The organism is Bizionia argentinensis JUB59 (assembly GCF_000224335.1).
Classification (GTDB): Bacteria; Bacteroidota; Bacteroidia; order Flavobacteriales; family Flavobacteriaceae; genus Algorimicrobium; species Algorimicrobium argentinense.
Genome location: NZ_AFXZ01000029.1, coordinates 52,854 through 75,257 on the forward strand (window position 1 = coordinate 52,854; position 22,404 = coordinate 75,257).

Genomic DNA, 22,404 nt, shown 5'->3' on the forward strand with positions numbered 1-22,404 from the left:
TATGGAAAACACAAAACATCACTCTAGTAAAGGAAGTTATAAAACATTTTTATTAATGCTGGTTTGTTCATTTGTCGCTATGTATGTCACTATGTATTTAAATACATACGCTATAGATCATGTGTATTTTAGCTTAACCCGTTTTTATATGACCTGTTTGGGTATTTCAGCAATGGCAGTAATCATGTGGTTTTTTATGCGAAAAATGTATCAAAATAAAAAAAAGAACATCGCTATTCTTGCAGGTAGCTTAGTGTTATTTGTTAGTGCATTGGGATTAGTTCGTGCTCAAAAACCAATTATTGGCGATATGCTTTGGTTACGCGCCATGATTCCGCATCATTCCATTGCTATATTAACTAGTGAAAGGGCCGATATTCAAGATCCAGAAGTTAAAAAACTGGCAAATGATATTATTGAAGCACAGCGAAAAGAAATTGAACAAATGAAAAAAATGATAAAACGTTTAGAAAATGAAAAATAATAAAGTAGTCATATACATCGGTATACTAGCCATAGGGGTTCTTTTAGGCTGGGTACTCTTTAGTGGTGGTTCGTCAAGTACTGAAACGCATGACCACGACACTGTAGCAGAAACTAATCAAATGTGGACATGCTCTATGCATCCACAGATTATGCAACCAGAACCAGGCGATTGTCCTATTTGCGGCATGGATTTAATTCCGGCAGAAAGTAGTGCAGATGGTTTGATGGCGGATGAATTTAAACTAACAGAAAACGCCATGGCTTTAGCCAATATACAAACATCTGTTGTTGGTAGTACTGATACTCAAGATAAAGCCATTAAGCTTTCAGGAAAAATTGTTGAAAATGAAGAATCAAATGCCGTTCAAGTCAGTTATTTTTCGGGAAGAATAGAGCGTTTGAATGTGAGTTTTACAGGCGAAGAAATCCGTAAAGGTCAATTATTAGCAACTATCTACTCCCCAGAATTGTATGCAGCACAACAAGAGTTGCTTACTGCAGCGTCGATAAAAGAATCGCAACCTGCTTTATATAAGGCAGTCCGGAATAAATTAAAATTATGGAAACTATCCGAAAATCAGATAAACCAAATTGAAGAATCTGGTGAAGTGAAAGAAAATATGCCTGTTTATGCAACGGTTTCAGGTGTAGTTACTGAAAAACTGGTCGAGCAAGGTGATTATGTTAAACAAGGTCAACCTTTGTTGAAGGTTGCCAATTTAAGTTCCGTTTGGGGTAATTTTGATGTGTACGAAAACCAAATAGACCTGTTTAAAAAAGGACAAGAGGTTAAGGTGACTTCAAATGCCTACCCAAATAAAGAGTTTAAAGGTAAAGTAGATTTTATAAATCCAACATTAAATACAGCAACCCGAACTGTTAGCCTGCGCGTGATATTGGATAATAAAAACGGTGTTTTTAAGCCTGGTATGTTTGTGAAAGCAATTATTGAAAATGTTTCAGATAATAAAGGAGAGGTGATAACTATTCCTTCATCAGCCGTTTTATGGACAGGTGAACGTTCTGTGATATATATAAAAACGAACCCTCATGAACCCGTTTTTGAGATGAAAGAAGTTGTTTTAGGGAATAGAATAGGTGATAATTACGAAATAGCCGAAGGATTATCTAACGGCGACGAAATAGTCACCAATGGTACATTTACTGTAGATGCTGCCGCGCAATTGCAAAGCAAAAAGTCCATGATGAATAACTCAAAAAGTAATACAGGTCACGACGATCATCAAGGAACGGACTCTCCATCTTTTAATACGAATGAAAGATTGAAAGTGTCTGTGGATTTTCAAAAGCAGTTGAAAGTAGTTTTTGATGACTATATCAAATTGAAAGACGCATTAGTTGAAGATAAATCGAAAAAGGTGTCAGCAGAAGCTGAAAATCTGCTTACTAATTTAGCTAACATTGATATGAAATTACTGTCAGATGACAAGGCTCATAACCATTGGATGACTTTAGAAAAAGAAATTAAAATGTATGCTAATTCAATCGCTTACGAAAAAGACATAGCATCACAAAGAAATCATTTTAAACCGTTATCTTCATATATGGCAAACGCTTTAGAGGTGTTTGGGATTAATGAAAAAGTGTATCATCAATTCTGTCCTATGGCAGATAATGACAAGGGTGCGTATTGGTTAAGTAGGGAAGAGCATGTATTAAATCCTTATTTTGGTGATGCCATGTTAAAATGTGGCGACGTAAAACAAGTAATAGAATAAGTGAAATCAATTAATAATAATTAAATTTTTTAAAAAATGAAGAAAGTAATTTTAAGTATAGCAGTTATAGCTGCTATGGGTTTAACAAGTTGTAAAGACAATGCTAAACAAGAAACAGCGACAGAAACAGAAGTGTCGGCAGAAATGGCTATGGCCGATTTGTCTTTTGGTGTAAGAGGAAATTGTGGTATGTGTAAAACTACCATTGAAAAAGCAGCAAATGGTGTGGAAGGTGTTTCAAGTGCCAATTGGGATGTTGATAAAAAGAAAATCGATGTAGCTTTTGATGATACTAAAACAGATGCTATGGCCATTCATAATGCTATTGCAGCATCAGGTTATGATACTGAAAAAGCAACTGGTAATTTAGATGCTTATGAAAACTTACCTGGCTGTTGTAAGTATGATCATGATATGACGATGAATCAATCTGGCGAAGTTAAAGCAGATGATCATTCCAATAATGATATGTAAAAATAAGAAAAGGACTTTTTAAAAAGAGTTTGGAGCATTTGCTTTAGGCTACTCCTATTATTTTAGACCTCACAGTTCCGATGTTTCGGGATTAAAGCCTGTGAGATCTTGGTTTGTGTAATAAAAAACCCTGTAAACATTATGTTTATAGGGTTTTCTATTTGACTTAAGTTCTTAATTTTTAGAAAAATGTAATAAGTTCTCTTAAAAAACACCTACTAAAAACCAAAAAACCCAATCTTTTCAGATTGGGTTTTGGTGGTGGTGCCTCTAGCTCCGACGCTTCGGAGGAATCAGGGACACGTTATGGAGTTGTTAGAATGTCTTTCAGAATTTCATTGTTTTCAATAATCTTATGAATAAACTTTCTGCTTTTCATTCGTTTAACAAATGTTTCTAGAAATAATGCATCCTTTTTAGTTGCACATTTATAGTCTAATACAACGTGCCAGTCTTTTGCAATTTTAGTAAAACTCCTTTTGTAACTATGGTTATTGTGTTTGTGTAATCTTAAAGTAATATCTTCTGTTTCACCTATGTAAAACTTGTCTTTTGTATTACTATAAATAATGTAGAAGCTATGATTCAAACGATTTTGAATTTAGAAATAAGTTAAAACTAATGAAAAAGTCAGAATATCTACCTACTTAAAACCAAAAAACCCAATCTTTTCAGATTGGGTTTTGGTGGTGGTGCCTCCAGGAATCGAACCAGGGACACAAGGATTTTCAGTCCTTTGCTCTACCAACTGAGCTAAGGCACCAGCGCTAATTGCGGTTGCAAATATAGCTAGTTTTTATTATTCACCAAAAGAAATTTTATAAAAAATCGTTTTGTAGCTTTGTAACTTTAAAATAAATGATGAATTTAATAGTAGATGTTGGTAATACGTTAGTCAAATTAGCTGTCTTTCAGGGGGGTGACCTGATTGATAAAGAAAATGACGTTTTGGAAAATTTTAATGTTAATTTTGAGCAACTGCTTAAAAAATATCCGAAAATACAGAAATGTATCCTTTCTTCGGTGGGTTTATTAACCGATAAGCAGTTGGAATTTGCAAAAAAGCAGCTAAATATTCTAATTTTAAATGGCGAAACACCGCTTCCATTTATTAACGATTATAAAACACCTCAAACTTTGGGTGTAGATCGTATTGCTCTCGTTTGTGCAGCAGTTAAAAATTTTCCAAACCAGAATACTCTAATTATAGACGCTGGTACATGCATAACTTACGATTTTGTTACTCAGACCAATCACTATTTAGGTGGATCTATTTCACCAGGTATTCGATTGCGATATACATCATTAAATAATTTAACAGCTAATTTACCGTTGTTAACAAAAGAAGTTCCTGAAACTATAATTGGTGATACCACGAAATCAGCGATACACGCTGGTGTTGTGCTGGGTAGTTTATTTGAAATAGAAGGTGTTATACTAACCTATCAAAGAAAATATTCAGATTTAACAGTTATTTTAACAGGAGGAGACGCTAATTTTTTGTCTAAACAATTAAAAAGTAGCATATTTGCCCATCCTAATTTTTTATTAGAAGGGTTAAACTACATTTTACAATATAATTCAAACGAATGATTAAAAAACTGATATTAGTTTTTATTGCGGTATTTGCATTTAAAAGTTATGCGCAAGACGGTACGGCATCGCCCTATTCTTTTTACGGAATTGGAAGCTTGAAGTTCAAAGGGACTGTGGAAAACCGCAGTATGGGAGGTATAAGTGTTTATACAGATAGTATACACCTTAATTTACGAAATCCCGCGTCGTACGGAGGAGAGAATTTAGAGGTCTATGGAAATGAAAGTAGACCTGTTATATTTTCTGTAGCTGGCTCGCATTCTCGATTAAATTTAAAGAGTCAAAACGGAGAAGATGAACTGAAGTCGTCAACTTTCGACTATTTATCTATGGGAATTCCGCTGGGAAGACTCGGTATCGGTTTCGGATTAATTCCATACTCATCGGTTGGATATAAATTGGAAACTAGAAATAACGATTTTAGTCTTAAAGAACGCTTTCGGGGAGAAGGTGGTGTAAACAGAACTTATATTTCGGCTGGTTACTTTATAAATAAAAACTTTAGTGTTGGAGTAGATGTTAACTATAATTTTGGAAATATTAAAAACAGTACTATTATTCTTGATTATGACTCTAGTGATGGAACCCTATTGGAGTTTCAATCCCGCGAAAAAAACAGATCGGATTTAGCTGGTTTAAGTCTTAATTTCGGACTTACCTATCAAGCCATGATTACGGATAAACTTCAGTTAAAATCAGGATTCACCTATACACCGGAAACTAGCTTAAATTCCACGAACGAACGATCGTTTGCCACTATACTCTTTAATCAGATTACGGGGCAGGAAGCTGAGGTTAATACTATAGACGCTAATTTAGCGGCGCAAGGTTTAGATGAAACTAAATTCGTATTACCTTCTAAATATTCTCTAGGTGCAGGTGTTGGCCAACCAAGAATGTGGTTTGTTGGTGCAGAATACACCTTTCAAAATACGAAAAATTTTAAAAACGAACTGTATGGTGATGCCGGTGTCGATTACTCTAACAGTTCAACTATTGCTCTTGGAGGATTTTTTATTCCAGAGTACAATTCGTTTACAAGTTACTTTAAGCGAATGGTTTACAGAGGAGGTGTTCGCTACGAATCGTCAGGCTTGAATGTAAATAACACTTCTATTGATGAGTTTGGCATATCTTTTGGAGTAGGACTTCCAGTAGGAAGAGCAGGAAACGATTTCTTTTCAAATGCCAACATAGGTTTTGAATTTGGGAAACGTGGAACAACAGATAGTAATTTAATACAAGAGAACTTTTTAAATTTTAGTTTAAGCTTATCCTTAAATGATAGATGGTTCCAAAAACGAAGATATGACTAACAACACCAATATTATGAAGAATATGAAAACGAAATTTACATTATTAGCTGTAATGCTATTTTTAGGCTTTCAGGTTGTGCATGCACAACAAAACGAGGAATGTATGACCAAGCTGTCTATTTTCTCGGAATATGCTAAAGCGAAAAATTATGATGCTGCTTTTGAGCCTTGGATGTATGTTAGAACAAATTGTCCAAAATTGCATAAAGCAATATATAGTCAAGGTGCTGAAATTTTAGAATATAAAATTGAAAAAGCAACTGGTGCCGAAAAAGTAAGCTTCCTAAAAGATTTAGTGAAGTTATACAAAGAACGTCAAATGCATTTTGCAAGTAACTCGCCAGCTGGTGAGTTTGAAACCAAATCTTGTCAATTACAATATGATAATAGAGAAGCTTTAGGGCTTTCAGATTTAGAGCTGTATAACTGTTTTGATGCCACTTTTAATTCGGATATAGAGAATTTCACAAACCCAAAATCATTGTATACCTACTTTTCTTTAATGGTGGATTTGTATGATGCTGGTAGTAAATCTGCTGCCGATTTGTTCAATAAGTATGATGATGTTGCTGAAAAACTTCAAACAGAGGTTGGTAACTATTCTGAAAAATTGAATGTTATTATTGAGAAAGAAGAAGCAGGAACAGCTTTAACTAAAAAAGAAGGAAGTTACCAAAGATCATACGAAAGCTATTTAAAAGCGTATGACCAAGTAGCATCTGGTGTAGATAAAAAATTAGGCGATCGTGCAAATTGTGAAAACTTAATTCCTTTATACAAAAAAGGCTTCGAAGAGAATAAAACAAATGCGGTATGGTTACAACGTGCAGCTGGTAAAATGTCTGAAAAAGATTGTTCAGACGATCCAATGTTTTTTAAATTGGTACACGCATTGCATGAAATAAACCCATCTGCTGATTCAGCTTACTTTTTAGCAATCTTAAAAGATAAAGAAGGTAAGTCAAATGAGGCGCTAGCGTTTTATGAGCAAGCTGTAGGTTTACAAACAGATAAGTTCAAAAAGGCAAGACTTAATGAAAAAATCGGGGATAAATTAAAAAATAAAGGTCGTTATGGGAGTGCTCGAAACTACTATATGAAGTCTTTACAGTTAAATCCATCAAACGGTCGTCCCCATTTACGTATTGCAGCAATGTATAACTCAAGTGCTAACGATTGTGGAGATAGTAACTATAATAAGCGTGCTGTTTTCTGGTTAGCTGCTGAAGAAGCTCTAAAAGCAGGACGTGTAGATCCTACATTAAAAAGTAGCGCTGCTCAAACAGCTGCTCATTACAAAGCAAAAGCGCCGCAGAAAACAGAAATTTTCCAAGCTGGAAATGCAGGACAAAGTATTAGTATTGGATGTTGGATAGGAAGATCAGTTACTGTTCCTTCTCTTTAATGTTTAACATAACAAATCATATAAAAAAAACCATAGTCATAGCTTTTGCTTTGACTGTGGTTTTTTCTTGTAAAAATAATTTCGACGATGTTAAAAAAATTGGAATTTCTGAAAACGCTCCAATTGGAGTTGCCGAAAATCTCAATTTAAAATACACCGATTCGGGTCGGGTAACGGCCAATTTACGGAGTCCGAAAATGTTGGATTTTTCAAATCGGGATTTTCCGTTTTCAGAATTTCCAGACCATGTAGAATTGGATTTGTTTGATGATGCGAATCAAAAAAGCACAATTACTGCCGATTATGCCATAGTTTACGATAAAACAGGCTTAATTGATATGCAAGGTAATGTGGTGTTAGCATCTCCTGAAAATGACACCCTATTTGCGGAGCAGTTGTATTATGATCAGAATAGGGAGTGGTTATTTACCAATAAACCTGTTATGTTCAAATCTAAAGGAAATATTTTAAGAGGAAATATGTTTGACTCTAACGTTAAATTTACTCAAGTAGCAATTGCGGAATCTAAAGAAGGCGTAATTATATTAGAGGAATAATGCCTATTAAATAAAAAAATGGAAACCTCGTGATTATTAAAGGCATGAGGTTTTTTTATTTACCTTTGTTTTTAATAAACCATTCAAAAATATCAAGATGAAAATCTTTAAGTTTTTTCAGTATGCCTATTTAGTTTTTGCTGTACTATTCATTTATGTGGCCGGGCAAAAATATATGGAAACGGAAATAATAGATTATATGTCGCTACTTCTGGCGGCAACCGCTGTTTTTATGTTTTTCTTCAGAAAAAAATTCAATAAACGCTTCGATGATAGAGATCGAAAATAGCCTATGAATCCAGATGTCATTATCATAATTGCATCCTTAATCCTTTCCGCTTTTTTTTCAGGTATGGAAATTGCCTATGTGTCTTCTAATAAAATTCACATTGAAATAGAAAAAAAGCAAAGTGGCTTATTGGCTAAAATATTATCCAAATTAACGGCAAAACCTTCCAAGTTTATTGCTACCATGCTTATTGGTAATAATATTGCTTTGGTTGTTTATGGTTTTTTTATGGGCGATTTGCTTGTGGAATGGTTCCAATCTATGTTACCATCATCTATAGCCATTGTCAATTATTTGTTGGTAGAGTTTAGTCTGCTAACACAAACCATTATTTCTACTTTGATTATTTTAATTACTGCGGAGTTTTTACCCAAAGTGTTTTTTCAAATTTATGCTAATTCACTTCTTAAAATTTTAGCCTTTCCTGCTTATATATTTTATATTTTATTTTCTTGGATTAGCGATTTTATTATATGGATAACCGATTTGGTATTGAAGAAATTCTTTAAAACCGAAGGCGATCAAGTGCAATTGGCGTTTACTAAAATAGAATTAGGTCACTATATCAGTGAACAGATGGAATCCGCAGAGCCACATGATGATGTAGATACCGAGATTCAGATATTTCAAAATGCCTTGGAATTTTCGGAAGTCAAATCCCGAGAAGTTATGGTGCCAAGAACCGAAATTATTGCTGTGGATGTCAATGAATCTCTTAAAACCATTAACGGTAAATTCACCGAAACAGGTATTACAAAAATATTGATTTATAAAGATAACATTGATGAGATATTGGGATATGCTCATTCATTCGAACTCTTTAAAAAGCCTAAAACGCTTAAATCTATTATCAGGCCTGTGGAATTTGTGCCAGAAACTATGCTAATTAAAGATGTTTTAAGTGCGCTAATTAAGAAGCGGAAAAGTATTGCAGTAGTATTGGATGAATACGGTGGAACATCTGGTATTATGACGGTAGAAGACATCGTTGAAGAGCTTTTTGGTGAAATCGAAGATGAACACGATACCGCTTTGCTAACTGAAGAGAAAATAGATGAAGAAAATTATATTTTTTCGGCACGTTTAGAAGTCGATTACTTAAATGAAACCTATAAATTAAATCTTCCAGAAAGTGAAAACTACGAAACATTAGGTGGTTTAATTGTAGACCAAACACAAGGTATTCCAGAGCAAGGAGAGGTTATTGTAACTGAAGATTTCCAGTTTTCAATAATGGAAGTTTCTACTACAAAAATCGATCTAGTCAAGCTCAAAATTCTTGAAGAAGACTAATTTCCTGATAATTAAAATAATTAATGCCAATTTCTACTTTTATTATTAAATAGAAAATGGTATTTTCGCGCACTATATCGTAAAAAATTTAAATGTACAGATGGCAGTTTTAAATAAAATTAGACAACGTTCACTTTTCTTGATATTAATTATTGCACTAGCATTGTTTGCTTTTGTATTATCAGATTTGTTTAGAAACAGTGATGCGCTTTCAGCAAAATCTCAAAACGTGGTGGCTACCATAAATGGTAAAGACATTTCTCGTGAGGACTTTTTAATGAAGGTTGAAAACGCAACTCAACAAATGGGTGGTCAAGCAACGCAAACCCAGGTTATGAATCGTGTTTGGGAGCAGGAAGTCCGTAGTGCGATATTAGAAAAGCAGTTTGAAGAATTAGGAATTACAGTTGAAAGAGACCAAATGCGTGATTTATTGCGTACTAGTTTGGGAAGTAATCCAGACTTTCAAAATGAAGCTGGTGTTTTTGACGATAACAAACTAACCGAATACATTGCTAACTTAAAAGCAACATCTGCCGCAGCCTATCAACAATGGATTGAGTATGAAAACTCAATTGCTGCAAATGCTTTACAACAAAACTATTTTAACTTGGTTAAAGCTAGTATGGTTGGAACGCTTGCTGAAGGGAAGCTAGAGCATCAGTTAGAAGGTAATAACGCAGATATTAAATTTGTGCAAGTAGCTTATTCTACGATTGCAGATAGTACGATTACAGTTTCTAAATCGGAAATTGAAAAGTACATGAAAAATCATAAGAAAGAGTACGAAGTTGAAGAGTCGATAGATTTACAATACGTACAATTTAGAGAAGCGGCATCTACGGAAGATGAAGCTGAAATAGAAAAAGAAATTGCTAAATATAAAACAGCACAAGTAGAATACGTAAATGGTAAAACGGATACGATTCCATCTTTTGCTAACGCGAAGGACAATGCTAATTACATTAATTTTGTAGCGAACTCTGAAATTAAATTTGCAGACCGTTTCATAAAGAAATCTGCTTTACCAGATGCTGTTGCAGATGATGTTTACAACTTAAATGTTGGAGAAGTATTTGGACCTTATAAAGAAAACGGTTTTATTAAGTTAACGAAAGTTGTTGCTGTAACCCAATTACCAGACTCTGTAAAAGCAAGACATATTTTAATTCCTTTTGTTGGATCTCGTTCACAAACAGAAGTAACGACGCAAACAGAAGTTCAAGCTAAAAAAACGGCTGATAGTTTAATGACTATTATTAAAAAAGATAAAAGCAAGTTTGTGTCTTTATTAGATTTTTCAGTGGATACTGGAACTAATGAAAAAGAAGGTATCGTGGACTGGTTTACTTATGATACTATGGTTCCTGAATTTAGAGATTTTGCTTTTGAAAACGAAAAGGGCAATATCGACGTTGTGAAAACTGATTATGGTTTCCACGTTATTGAAATTTTAGATCAGACAAGTAAGAAGCGTGTTATTAAAATTGGAACAATTGCTAAAACAGTTGAGCCGTCGGAACAAACAGTAAACAAAGTGTTTAGAGATGCTTCAAATTTTGAAATTGATTTAGCAGATAAAAACTTTGGAGATTTAGCTAAAGAAAGAGATTATACAGCACGTCCAGTTAATACAATTAAAGTACTGGATGAAACAATTCCTGGTTTAGGTAATCAACGTAATATTACACGTTGGGCTTTTGAAAGTGGTACTAAAACTGGAGATGTTAAACGCTTTAATGTTGCTGGTGGTTATGCTATTGTTCAATTAGTAGCTAAAAATAAAGCAGGCATGATGAAAACAGAAGATGCTTCTGTAACAGCTTTACCAGCTATCCGTATGCAAAAGAAAGCAGAATTAATTAAAAGCAGAATATCGGCTACAACTTTAGAAGATGTTGCTGCTGCAGAAAATACGTCTGTCCGTTCTTCTTTAGCAATTAACATGAAGAACCCTACTATTTCAGGAGCAGGGAACGAACCTAAAGTGGTTGGGTATGCATTTGGACTGAAAGTTGGCGAAACATCTAAATTAATTGATGGTGAAAAAGGTGTTTACATGATTCGTGTAGAAAAATTAACCCCTGCAGCAGAATTAGATAACTATCAAGGTTTTGCTAATAAAGTGCAGATGAGTAAAATAAATACAGTGGAATCTAAATTATTTCCTGCGCTAAAAGAGGTTGCTGAAATAGAAGATAACAGAGCAAATACTGTTCAATAATGTAGTTAGTACTTATATTATGACATGAAAAAAGGCTTTACAATTTGTAAAGCCTTTTTCGTTTTATAGGATTAAATCTTGATACCGAATAACGGTATGATAACCTTTTTCTTTAAAGTAACTTTCAGGATTTTTAGTAGCCGTGGCTAATATAAAATCGCCGCCCCAAGCACCGAGGCTTTTTAATTGGCCTTCGTAGTCTGGAAATAAGCGTGCTTTTACGGTAGGTTGCTTAATAATGCTTGAAATGATAGCTTCGTGTTGTTTAAGTAAGCCATTGAAGTGCTCAAGACTGTTACAAGCTACTAGCATTTGATTTGTTATTTCATTTATTTCTAAAATAGCATGTTCATTTTTATCTGAAGTGTTTCTATAACTCGAAATACCATCACGACTATTCTGCTTCTGATTCAAATACACAAAATATAGATCTTCTTTAAAAGTCGGATTAAAATGGATGGATTCCACAAGTCTTTCTTCATTTTGAAGCTGATAGGTTATAGCCGTTTCATGTCTTGCGCAAGCAATGTCATAACCGCTACCACCAAAAGTTTTGTTTAATAATAGGTAGGGATCAATATCTGCCCAGTCAGCAATATTGTTTAAAAGAGTAGAAGAGGAACCAAGTCCCCAGTTTCTTGGGAAGGTCAGACGACTTTCTATAGCGTAACCCGTTTTTAGAAAATCAGGATTTAATTGTTTGGCAACTTGAAGTATCTGAACTAAACGATTTGAAATAGCATCCTCATGCAAACTGCTTATTTTTTCTTTTAGAATAGTAAAAGTATCTTCAAACCAAGCCCTGCCTTTTTCATCTTTACTTTTCCATTCAATTGTTTTGCTTTCAATCGGTTTAATATCTAGAAACTGTCCGAATTTGGTTGGCAGCGCTAAAGCTTTGGCTCCGTCTAAAACTAAATATTCACCTGTAAGTAATAATTTACCGTTGCTATATAAACGTTTCATATTCGGTTGGTTCTGTCTTTGAGTGATGAATCTAATCTGTAAATAGATTATTTCCGTAAATTTTCTATAGCTTCTACAACTGCACGGTGCGTAACTATATGGGTTTTGAAGTGATGGATTATTTGCACTTTCTCTTCTGCTGAAGCATCAAATTGATTCAAGATATTCATTAAATGCATTTTCATATGCCCTTCTTGAATTCCAGTAGTGGTTAAGGAGCGCAAAGCAGCAAAGTTTTGTGCTAATCCTGCTACAGCAACGATTTCCATCAATTCTTTTGCTGATGGATTATGCAATAACCTCATGGCAAATTTAACTAAAGGATGTAATCCTGTTAAACCGCCAACGGTTCCTAATGCTAATGGAATCTCCATCCAAAAAGTAAATATCCCATTTTCAATTTTTGCATGCGTTAAGCTCCTGTATTGTCCGTCGCGAGAGGCATAGGCATGAACACCAGCTTCAACTGCCCGGAAATCATTTCCTGTAGCTAACACCACCGCGTCAATACCATTCATGATACCTTTATTATGGGTTACAGCGCGGTATGGTTCTATTTCGGCAATTTTAACCGCCTGAATAAATTTTTCTGCAAAAGCATCGGGATCTATAGTTTTGTCATCGGATAACTCTGAAACTGGACAAGAAACTTCAGCTCTTACTATACAGTTTGGTACATAATTAGATAAAATGCTCATTACAATTTCAATCTGTTTTTCAACTGCGGTAAAACCATCAAACAGTAAGGCTTCGCGTTTAAAAGTAGATGAAAATTGCTCTAAACAGGAGTTGATAAAGTTGGCACCCATGGCATCTAACGTGTCAAAAGTGGCATGTAATTGATAATAACCAGCTAAATCTTCTGTTTTATTTCGTAATTCAATATCCAAAATACCACCGCCGCGCTTTTCCATGTTTTCGGTAATGGGTTTTGCATCAGTTTGTAATTTTGATTTTACACTTTGAAAGAATGCTTGTAGGGTTTCGGTCTTTCCATAAAACATAAAGTGCACTTGACCGATTTTGGTGGTTGATAGTACTTCGGTTTTAAAACCACCGCGTTTTAACCAAAATTTAGCAGCTTTACTAGCAGCCGCAACTACTGAACTTTCTTCAATGGCCATTGGTATAGTTAGCATCTTCCCATTAATTAGAAAGTTTGGAGCAACGCCAAATGGCAAGTAATAATTGGTGATTGTGTTTTCAATGAATTCATCATGAAGCTGTTGCAGCTTATTGTCTGAATTCCAATATTGTTTTAAGGTTGCTTTAGCTTCTTCTTGGTTGCTGAAATGTGTTTCAACAATCCAATCGATTTTCTGGGATTTTGATAATTTAGAAAAGCCTGATATAGATGTGTTCATTTGGGTTTTATTGGAAATGTAAAGATACTATTTATGTGTGAGTTCTATATACAAAGGGTATTTAAGTGTTAATAAATGGGGTTTTTCGCTTATTTTTTAGTAAACTTGGCAAAATTTTAGTCTTAACTTTATTTTAATGAGATTCACAAAACAACTCCTGTTAGTTTGCTTAATTACAAGCTTTTTTACTTCAGCTCAAAATAATAAAATTTCACTTGAAGATATTTGGTCGGGCACTTTTAGAACTGAACGAATGGATGCTTTGCATTCCATGAATAACGGTCAACAATATTCAGTATTGAATTTGGATCGTACTACGCGGTCAATAACTATTGATGTTTACGATTATAAAACCCTAAACAAGGATTACACGTTAGTAAACTCCTCTAATTTAGGGCCTATTCAATCTTTTTCAGATTATACATTTAGTGCTGATGAAAGTCAGATATTATTAGCAACGGAAGTTGAATCTATTTTTAGACGCTCTACTTTAGGTAAATATTATGTGTATAACACGAAAACCAAGCAATTGGAATTGGTGGCTGCTGAAAAGATTCAAGAACCAACGTTTTCGCCTGATGGGTTTAAATTAGCCTACGGTTATAATAATAACTTATTTGTAAAAAATTTAAAAACAGGAGACACCCAGCAAATCACCTATGATGGTGAGAAAAATATAATTATCAACGGTATTACGGATTGGGTTTATGAAGAAGAGTTTGGTTTTGTTCGCGCTTTCGAGTGGAATGCTGATAGTAATAAAATAGCTTTTATTCGTTTTGATGAAACCGAAGTGCCAGAATTTTCTATGGATGTTTACGGACAGGATTTATACCAAACACAAAACGTATTTAAATATCCAAAGGCCGGTGAAGCTAATGCCATAGTATCTTTGCATATTTATGATGTGAATTCGGACGAAACAGCAGAAGTTAAAGTAGATAAAAGTTATACTGATTTTTATATACCAAGAATTGAATGGACTAACAATCCTGATGTTTTAAGTGCGCAATATATGAACAGACACCAAGATGAATTGGATTTATGGTTTGTAAATGCTGCAAAAAATACAACAAAATTAGTCCTAGAGGATCGGGACAAGGCTTATGTAGACGTTACAGACAATTTAACGTTTTTAGAGGACTATAGTTTTATATGGACCAGCGAAAAAGATGGTTATAATCATATTTACCATTATGATGAATCTGGAAAACTAATCAATCAAATTACGAAAGGTAATTGGGAGGTCACTAATTATTATGGGTTTGATGCCAAGGATAAAAAAATCTTCTACCAATCGACAGAAAAGGGTTCTATTAATCGCGATGTGTATTCAATTAAATTAAATGGTCGCAATAAAACAAGGTTAACCACAGAAAGTGGATCGAATAATGCCGCTTTTAGTGCAGACTTCTCTTACTTTATTAATACGTTTTCTAACGCTTCAACAGCACCTGTTTATACCTTAAATAATGCTAATTCTGGGGAGCTAATCAAATTGATTAAAGATAATTCAGCATTAGAAAACGCATTGAAGGACTATAAAATGTCTGAAAAAGAATTTTCAACTATTGCAGTTAATGGCAATGATTTAAATATGTGGATGATTAAACCTGCCGATTTTGATGCTTCAAAAACATATCCGTTATTTATGTTTCAATATTCAGGTCCTGGATCACAAAGTGTTTCCAATTCTTGGAATAATTCTAACGATTATTGGTATCAGTATTTGGCTCAAAAAGGGTATATCGTGGCTTGTGTCGACGGTCGAGGAACAGGATTTAAAGGTGCTGAATTTAAAAAAGTGACTCAAAAAGAACTTGGAAAATACGAATTAGAAGATCAAATAGATGCTGCTAAAAAATTAGGTTCTGAATCTTATATTGATGCAACTCGTATAGGAATTTGGGGTTGGAGTTACGGTGGCTTTATGAGTAGCAATGCCCTGTTTAAGGGGAATGATGTTTTTAAAATGGCTATTGCCGTAGCACCTGTAACAAGCTGGCGTTTTTACGATTCGATTTATACCGAGCGTTATATGACGACACCACAAGAAAATCCAAGTGGTTATGATGAAAACTCTCCAATTAATCATGTTGATAAATTAAAAGGCGATTTTTTATTAATCCATGGTACTGGCGATGATAACGTGCATGTGCAAAACACCATGCGTATGGTAGAAGCGTTAATTCAAGCAGACAAACAATTTGAGTGGATGATTTATCCAGATAAAAATCACGGTATTTACGGTGGAAATACCCGCTTACATTTATATAAAAAGATGACTAACTTTATCGACGAAACTTTAGGTGATAAAATAGGCAAGTAAAACTAGAGCGCAGGCTCAAACATTAGAAACTAACTAACTAACTAACTAACAGATACAATTATGGCAAATACGACTGATGTGGCAATGAAAAAAGAACTATTTGGACATCCCGTAGGGCTTTTCATACTATTTTTCACCGAAATGTGGGAACGTTTTTCATATTATGGAATGCGTGGAATATTAGTATTATATATGGCGGCTTCCGCTACGGCAATAGATCCCGGATTAGGTTGGTCCAGTAAAGATGCCCTTTGGCTTTACGGTTGGTATACCATGTTAGTATATGTTGCTTCAATTCCAGGTGGTTGGATTGCCGATAAGATTTTAGGGCAAAAGAAAACGGTTATGCTTGGAGGTTTATTACTGTGTGTGGGACACGGTATTCTTGCTATCCCACAAAGTTGGGCGTTTTTCACGGGGCTTTCATTAATTATTTTGGGAGTAGGTGGATTAAAACCAAATATTTCAACCATGGTTGGTGGATTATATAGGGAAGGTGATATTCGTCGTGATAGCGGTTTTACTATTTTTTATATCGGTATTAATATTGGTGCATTTTTAGCGAGTATAACTGTTGGATTAGTGGCGTATTATTACGGTTGGCATTATGGATTTGGTCTAGCTGGTATTGGTATGCTAGTTGGTCAAGCTGTATTTATTTGGGGTCAAAAATTCCTAAAAGGCGTTGGCGAATTCACAGGAGGAAGTGAGGCAACGGAAGAAGAGCGTTTAGCATCAAAACGTCCTTTAAATAAAATTGAAAAAGATCGCGTTATTGTTCTATTAATTTCATTCTTAATCGTGGTTGTGTTCTGGGGAGCTTTTGAACAAGCAGGCGGATTAATGAATCTTTATACAGATGCAAAAGTAGATAGAAATATTGGCTTAAGCTGGTTACAGGAAATTCCAGCTGCCGTTTTCCAATCGCTTAATGCAGGTTATATTATTATATTCGGAACAATTATTGGTGGTTTCTGGATTTGGTGGAAGAAGAAAGGAAGAGAATCTTCTTCTATATTCAAAATGGCCATCGGTACTATTATAATGGGTCTTGGTTATGTGTTTATGATGTTTGCATCACAAGAAGCAAGTGCTGAAACTTTTGGTAAGGCTGCAATGATGTGGATATTTTTAGCTTACTTATTCCATACCATTGGAGAACTGTGTACGTCACCAGTATCATTGTCGTTTATTACAAAATTAGCGCCATTAAAATACGCATCTATTATGATGGGTGTGTACTTCGCCGCTACTGGTTTTGGAAATAAATTAGCAGGTACTATTGGGGAGTCTTCGCAGTTGGAATCTTTTAAAGGAGAAATGGTTGTTAGTAAACAGGATATATTGCCGTTTATTTCCAAGGACTCTATGAAAGTTAAAAATGCTGAAAATAAAGTGATTAAAATTTATGATTATGCTATAAATCAAGATAAAAACTTTAGCATTAGATCTACAGTTTATCCTGAAAATGGTCAAGTGATTTTCAAGGATTTTACATCTGGTGAAGAATTAAATTCCTTGTTTGCAATGTCTCAAGGTGCCGATTCTAATACTAAAAAGCTTTTAGAAGATTTAACTGAAAACAATGTGTCAGCTTCTAATCCGTATCATGCACGATTAGTGTTTGAAAAAGACATGGATAAAGCGCAAAATTTAGAAAATAAAGGAGACGGGAAAGATTACGGTGTATCTTTTGTTTTAGAAGAAGAACAAAGTGAGCAAGAGTTTGCAACATTTATGTGGTTAACCATATTTACAGTAGCATTTGGTCTGTTGCTTTTATTATTCTTGAAGAAATTGAAGAAATTAACACATGGTGCTGAAGATAATGAGCGCGAAATTGGAGACGAAAATGAAGGTTATGAAGTAGTTCAACCTACCAATAACTAAAACTCAAAAAATTATGAATACAGATATTGAAAATCTATTTAAGGACACTGTTCTCGGACATCCAGTAGGACTTTTTATTCTTTTCTTTACAGAAATGTGGGAGCGTTTTTCTTTCTATGGAATGCGTATACTCCTTATTTTATTTTTAACAGCACCAATGATGAGTGATAATCCTGGATGGGATTGGCCTCGTGAACACGCATTGGCATTAATTGGAACCTACGCTTCTTTGTTGTATTTAACGCCCATTGTAGGCGGTTGGGTTGCCGATAAAATTACTGGGTACCGTGTGGCTGTTATTATAGGCTGTTTAGTAATGACTCTAGGTCACGCTGCAATGGCTTTTGATACGACGATTACATTTTATATAGGTCTAGCATTATTAGTAATTGGAACTGGTTTTTTTAAGCCAAATATTACATCTATCATTTCTGAAATGTACAAAACGCGTGAGTCTAAAAAAGATGGTGCTTACACTATTTTTTATATGGGAGTTAACGCTGGTGCTTTCTTCGGAATGATGCTTTGTGGATATTTAGCCGAAAATTACGGATGGCATTGGGGCTTCGGTTTAGCTGGTATTTTTATGCTTTTGGGGATGCTTCAATTTATGCTAGCTCATCAAATATTCGGGAAAATCGGGGATAAACCAGGCAGAAAAGAAGAAGTTGTATTATCCGATACTATAGACGAATCTAATCTAGCTGAAATAAAGCTCAACCCATTTACAACCTTTGATTATGTTTTAATTGTGTTGTCTTCCGTTGGGGGGCTACTTTATCTTTTTAATGATCCATTGGAGGTAATTTACTCAAAATCTTTGGTGCCTTTTGAAATTGCGGGAATGAGTGGTACTAATATCGTTGTTCTTGCCGCTTTAGCCTTGTTTCTAATTTTATTAATAACACGTATTGCACGCTATTTGCCTATTGTTCGGGATAGACTTATTGCGGTGACCATATTTGCCCTATTTACTGTTTTCTTCTTTGCTTTCTTTGAGCAGTCTTTAGGGTCTATGACTTTGTTTGCGAGTGATTATACCGATAGGAGTCTGACAGGAAATTCGGCAACTATTTTTAAGATAGTCGATGGATTATTGACAACTATTCCGTTAATTATAATTACCTATGTTATTACTTTAATATTTAAGAAAACATTTACCAAAATTGGCGCTTCAAACATTATACTTGCCATTGCCTTTATTGGAGTATGGGGATTAGTGATTTTCCGTTTATACGATAAGTTTAGTCAAACAGAAATGACAGTTGATGCTACTTGGTTTGGGATTTTAAACTCGTTCTTTATTATTACATTGGCACCTGTTTTTTCAAAATGGTGGGAAAGTAAATACAATCCAAGTGCAGCTATGAAATATGGTATTGGATTGGTGTTATTAGGATTTGGTTTTGCTATTTTATCCTATGGAGCTGCAGATATTCCACCCGGGGCCAGAACAGCATCTGTAAGCATGATATTTTTAATTCTGGCTTACTTGTTCCATACCATGGGTGAACTTTGTTTATCACCTTTAGGACTGTCGTATTTGAGTAAGTTGGTGCCTGCACGTATGATTGGTTTTATGTTTGGAGTATGGTATCTTGCTATTGCGGTTGGACAAAAGGCTGCAAATACCATGGGAGGAATGATTGATAAAATCTCTGAACAATACTCTTTAGGAACCTTCTTTTTAATATTTGCTATAATTCCAGTTATTGTTGGAATAGTTTCAATGGCCTTGAATCCTTTACTTAAACGATTAATGCACGGTGTGCGATAATCGATTAAATTGTTAATTTATTTATAAAACACGCCTTTTTGGCGTGTTTTTTGTAAGTTCGAATGCGATATTACAACAGATACTTTATGAAAAATATATTATACACTGTATTGCTAGTTATTGGTTTTTCAGCAGCCGGAACAGCACAGGAGATTAATTGGGTGAGCTTGGAAGAAGCTGTCAAACTTCAAAAGAAGAATCCTAAAAAAATTATGATGGATGTTTATACCAATTGGTGTGGTCCCTGTAAAATGCTCGATAGAAATACGTTTCAAAATAAGGATGTTGCCGAGTATGTAAATAAACATTACTACGCAGTAAAATTTAATGCCGAAGGAAATGAGAAAATCAATTTTAACGGTAGAGAATTTGCTAATAAAGGATATAACCCTGCAAATGCAAATAGACGAAATTCTGTTCACGATTTAGCACATTACTTCAGTGTGCGTTCTTACCCAACTATTGTGTTTTTAGGTGATGACAGTAGTCTTTTGGCACCTGTTGTTGGATATCAAACGCCACAACAATTGGAGTTGTATTTAAAACTGTTTAAAAATAACGGGCATACAGTTTTTAAAACGCAACAAGATTTCCAAGTGTATGCAGAAGCATTTAAGCCTGAATTCACTAACTAATTTCTAGTTTGTTTTAATATAAAAGCGCCTTTTTCACCAGTATAGTGAAAAGGGCGTTTTCTTTTTTTACAGGTCTCAGTCCATCTTTTTACATACGATTTGTAGTTGCTACCATCCATTATAATCAGCTTCGGATTTAAAGAGTCTATTAGTCGATTTAAGTTTATTTTAGGTGATTCACGCAACAATAAATAATCTGGATTAAGGGTCAAGTTTTTAAATATAGCTAAACTGTCTATTATTAAGAGTTGTTTATCGTTAAAGCGATACACATTGGAAAGCGTATGAGAGGATGTGTTTTTAATGAAGTTTCCAATTCTATAATTAGAAATGCTATAGTCACTCAACATTTTAAGCGTATCTAAATTATGATAAATCTCTAAATGAAGTCCCTGCTTTTTACTAAGGATACTATGCCTGCTTTTATGAAACACAATCAATTCATCTTGACTATGATACCAATAACTATTAAAAAATAGTCCCACTGTAAATAAACATATAGCTGTTAAAGCTAAAACTAATCGCTTGTAGGTCTTGGAAATAAAATATTGTGTCAACAAAAGGATAATAAGATAAAACCCAATAACTAAAAACCAATTCATAGGAATATCTCTGAAAATAAAGACTTCCTGCTCGGCAATCCACTTAAAAAACACATTCATAGTATGGATAATTTCACCAAAGCCATCAGTAATTATATTTTTTGGTACATTCAGGAAAGCCATTAAAAACACCACTAAACCGTAGCCTAAAATTATTCCTAGAAAGGGAATAATCACGACATTGGTTAGTAAGAATAATCCTGGAAACTGATGGAAGTAGAGAATGCTTAATGGGAAAATGCCTATTTGAGCCGCGAGAGATACCGTAAATAAAGTTATAATTTTATTCGGAAAACGATACGGTGTTTTTAAGCGTTCAAAAATTAAAGGATGAATGGCTACAATACCAATAACCGCTAAATAACTTAATTGAAAACCAACTTCGAATAGCAGCTCCGGATTAATAATTAAAAGTAAGAAAGCCGAAACCGCTAATGTGTTATATATGTTATAAGGCCGTTTCAAGTATATTCCTACAGTAACTACGCTGAACATGGTTACCGCGCGCAAAATGGATGGTGATAAGCCAGCAAGAATCGCATAACTCCAAAGAATTATAAGTATGATAATAGCTTTTATATAATTTCCGTTTTTTGTAAAAATCAACGGCTTTAAAAGCCATTGTAGAATAATAAGAATGATACCAATATGCAGTCCAGAAATCGCCAAAATATGTATGGCACCAGCATTTACGTAGTCTGCGTAAAGATCCTTATTTATATCTTGCCGCTGCCCTAGTAGTAGCGCGTTTATTACAGCTAGTGCTTCGGGTTCAAAATTATACTTTTCTAGTTTTTTGTTTAACGATTGTCGGATGTAATCTGCATATCCATAAATAGTATGTTTTTCGGTGGATAGGATGGAAATAACGTTGTTCCTGCTATTAATTTGGGCATAAATCTGATGGTTTTCTAAATACTTTTTATAGTCAAATTGATACGGGTTTAAAGGACTGGACATTTCTTCTAAATTACCATATATGACTACGCTATCATCGACAGACAATTTTGAAATACTATCATTTTTAGAAATGTTTAATAGAATTTTACCAAAAACAGTTTTGCCGTTAATAGCTTGCAAATTGGCAATATAGCGATGATTGTAAAGATTGGATTTTAATAATTCGGAAATATGAATGTGAAGCTGCGAAAATTCGCCATTCTTAATATTGTATTGATTAGTGTAATGTGTATCATGATTTAAATGATTATCAAGATGAGCACGCAAGTTCCCTAAACTCATAACCGTTATAAAAGTTACTAATCCAAACCATATTCGCTGTTTAAATTGTTTGCGATATACAAAATAAAGTATCGTAAGAATGAGAAGAAGTACGCCAGATACAACCATAGAAAAATCGAGGGACCATGCGAATTGCACACTCACTAAAACACCTAACATAAAACAGAATGCTAGTTTAACTATTGGGAAATCAAGTAGTTTCACAACAGGAAGTTACGAA

18 protein-coding genes and 1 tRNA gene are annotated in these 22,404 nt (G+C 34.4%); 14 read left to right on the forward strand and 5 right to left on the reverse strand.

The window, feature by feature from the left end; genetic code table 11:
- Window position 1 precedes the first annotated feature (1 nt).
- The 3 genes from BZARG_RS08495 to BZARG_RS08505 are packed head-to-tail and all read left to right on the forward strand — an operon-like array spanning window position 2 to window position 2,699.
- Window positions 2-484, forward strand: coding sequence for a DUF305 domain-containing protein (locus tag BZARG_RS08495; RefSeq protein ID WP_008637277.1), 483 nt, complete (start codon window positions 2-4; stop codon window positions 482-484).
- A complete protein-coding gene (locus BZARG_RS08500; protein WP_040288273.1) occupies window positions 474-2,225 on the forward strand; it encodes an efflux RND transporter periplasmic adaptor subunit in 1,752 nt (583 codons plus the stop codon). The genes BZARG_RS08495 and BZARG_RS08500 overlap by 11 nt, the downstream gene beginning before the upstream one ends.
- 36 nt (window positions 2,226-2,261) lie before the next feature.
- On the forward strand, window positions 2,262-2,699 hold the full coding sequence (locus tag BZARG_RS08505) for a heavy-metal-associated domain-containing protein (protein ID WP_008637249.1): 438 nt from the start codon (window positions 2,262-2,264) through the stop codon (window positions 2,697-2,699).
- 304 nt (window positions 2,700-3,003) lie between these two features.
- On the opposite strand, the gene BZARG_RS08510 is transcribed toward BZARG_RS08505, so the two are convergent.
- Window positions 3,004-3,288 (reverse strand): GIY-YIG nuclease family protein, encoded by a 285-nt coding sequence (locus BZARG_RS08510; RefSeq protein ID WP_008637252.1) that lies wholly within the window; start codon window positions 3,286-3,288, stop codon window positions 3,004-3,006.
- A 98-nt stretch (window positions 3,289-3,386) separates the two neighbouring features.
- Window positions 3,387-3,462: transfer RNA gene (locus BZARG_RS08515), tRNA-Phe, on the reverse strand.
- Window positions 3,463-3,560: 98 nt separating this feature from the next.
- Here BZARG_RS08515 and BZARG_RS08520 point away from each other — a divergent pair.
- The 7 genes from BZARG_RS08520 (at window position 3,561) to BZARG_RS08550 (ending at window position 11,379) form a co-directional block, all read left to right on the forward strand.
- Window positions 3,561-4,292 (forward strand): type III pantothenate kinase, encoded by a 732-nt coding sequence (locus tag BZARG_RS08520; RefSeq protein ID WP_040288274.1) that lies wholly within the window; start codon window positions 3,561-3,563, stop codon window positions 4,290-4,292.
- Window positions 4,289-5,611, forward strand: a complete 1,323-nt coding sequence (locus BZARG_RS08525) for a membrane protein (protein WP_008637337.1) — start codon at window positions 4,289-4,291, stop codon at window positions 5,609-5,611. The genes BZARG_RS08520 and BZARG_RS08525 overlap by 4 nt, the downstream gene beginning before the upstream one ends.
- Entirely contained in the window at window positions 5,577-7,016 is a 1,440-nt protein-coding gene (locus tag BZARG_RS08530) for a hypothetical protein (protein ID WP_237702584.1), read from the forward strand. Before BZARG_RS08525 ends, BZARG_RS08530 begins: the two co-directional genes overlap by 35 nt.
- Window positions 7,016-7,573 carry an LPS export ABC transporter periplasmic protein LptC gene (gene lptC, locus BZARG_RS08535; protein WP_040288275.1) on the forward strand — a complete coding sequence of 186 codons (558 nt, stop codon included), beginning with the start codon at window positions 7,016-7,018 and terminating at the stop codon, window positions 7,571-7,573. The genes BZARG_RS08530 and lptC overlap by 1 nt, the downstream gene beginning before the upstream one ends.
- A gap of 97 nt (window positions 7,574-7,670) precedes the next feature.
- Window positions 7,671-7,862, forward strand: a complete 192-nt coding sequence (locus BZARG_RS16035) for a hypothetical protein (protein ID WP_040288276.1) — start codon at window positions 7,671-7,673, stop codon at window positions 7,860-7,862.
- Window positions 7,863-7,865: 3 nt separating this feature from the next.
- Window positions 7,866-9,155, forward strand: coding sequence for a hemolysin family protein (locus tag BZARG_RS08545; protein WP_008637369.1), 1,290 nt, complete (start codon window positions 7,866-7,868; stop codon window positions 9,153-9,155).
- Window positions 9,156-9,255: 100 nt separating this feature from the next.
- Window positions 9,256-11,379 carry a peptidylprolyl isomerase gene (locus tag BZARG_RS08550; RefSeq protein WP_008637281.1) on the forward strand — a complete coding sequence of 708 codons (2,124 nt, stop codon included), beginning with the start codon at window positions 9,256-9,258 and terminating at the stop codon, window positions 11,377-11,379.
- Between the two features lie 63 nt (window positions 11,380-11,442).
- Here the strand turns inward: BZARG_RS08550 and BZARG_RS08555 are convergent, their stop codons facing one another.
- Both BZARG_RS08555 and BZARG_RS08560 read right to left on the reverse strand, forming a co-directional pair.
- Window positions 11,443-12,345 (reverse strand): GYDIA family GHMP kinase, encoded by a 903-nt coding sequence (locus BZARG_RS08555; protein ID WP_008637405.1) that lies wholly within the window; start codon window positions 12,343-12,345, stop codon window positions 11,443-11,445.
- Between the two features lie 47 nt (window positions 12,346-12,392).
- Window positions 12,393-13,709: a hydroxymethylglutaryl-CoA reductase, degradative gene (locus BZARG_RS08560; protein WP_008637287.1), complete on the reverse strand. Its 1,317-nt coding sequence runs from the start codon at window positions 13,707-13,709 to the stop codon at window positions 12,393-12,395.
- 136 nt (window positions 13,710-13,845) lie between these two features.
- Here BZARG_RS08560 and BZARG_RS08565 point away from each other — a divergent pair, with 136 nt between their 5' ends.
- The 4 genes from BZARG_RS08565 (at window position 13,846) to BZARG_RS08580 (ending at window position 20,340) form a co-directional block, all read left to right on the forward strand.
- The gene (locus tag BZARG_RS08565; RefSeq protein WP_008637261.1) at window positions 13,846-16,038 is read left to right on the forward strand and encodes a S9 family peptidase; all 2,193 of its coding nucleotides are present in this window, start codon (window positions 13,846-13,848) and stop codon (window positions 16,036-16,038) included.
- Between the two features lie 60 nt (window positions 16,039-16,098).
- Complete coding sequence (locus BZARG_RS08570; RefSeq protein WP_008637370.1) at window positions 16,099-17,928, forward strand: peptide MFS transporter; 1,830 nt, start codon at window positions 16,099-16,101, stop codon at window positions 17,926-17,928.
- Window positions 17,929-17,941: 13 nt separating this feature from the next.
- Window positions 17,942-19,705 carry a peptide MFS transporter gene (locus tag BZARG_RS08575; RefSeq protein WP_008637416.1) on the forward strand — a complete coding sequence of 588 codons (1,764 nt, stop codon included), beginning with the start codon at window positions 17,942-17,944 and terminating at the stop codon, window positions 19,703-19,705.
- 86 nt (window positions 19,706-19,791) lie between these two features.
- Complete coding sequence (locus tag BZARG_RS08580) at window positions 19,792-20,340, forward strand: thioredoxin family protein (protein ID WP_008637286.1); 549 nt, start codon at window positions 19,792-19,794, stop codon at window positions 20,338-20,340.
- Here BZARG_RS08580 and BZARG_RS08585 read toward each other — a convergent pair.
- Entirely contained in the window at window positions 20,337-22,388 is a 2,052-nt protein-coding gene (locus BZARG_RS08585; protein WP_040288277.1) for a ComEC/Rec2 family competence protein, read from the reverse strand. The two genes, BZARG_RS08580 and BZARG_RS08585, sit on opposite strands and share 4 nt — an antisense overlap.
- Window positions 22,389-22,404: the final 16 nt, after the last annotated feature.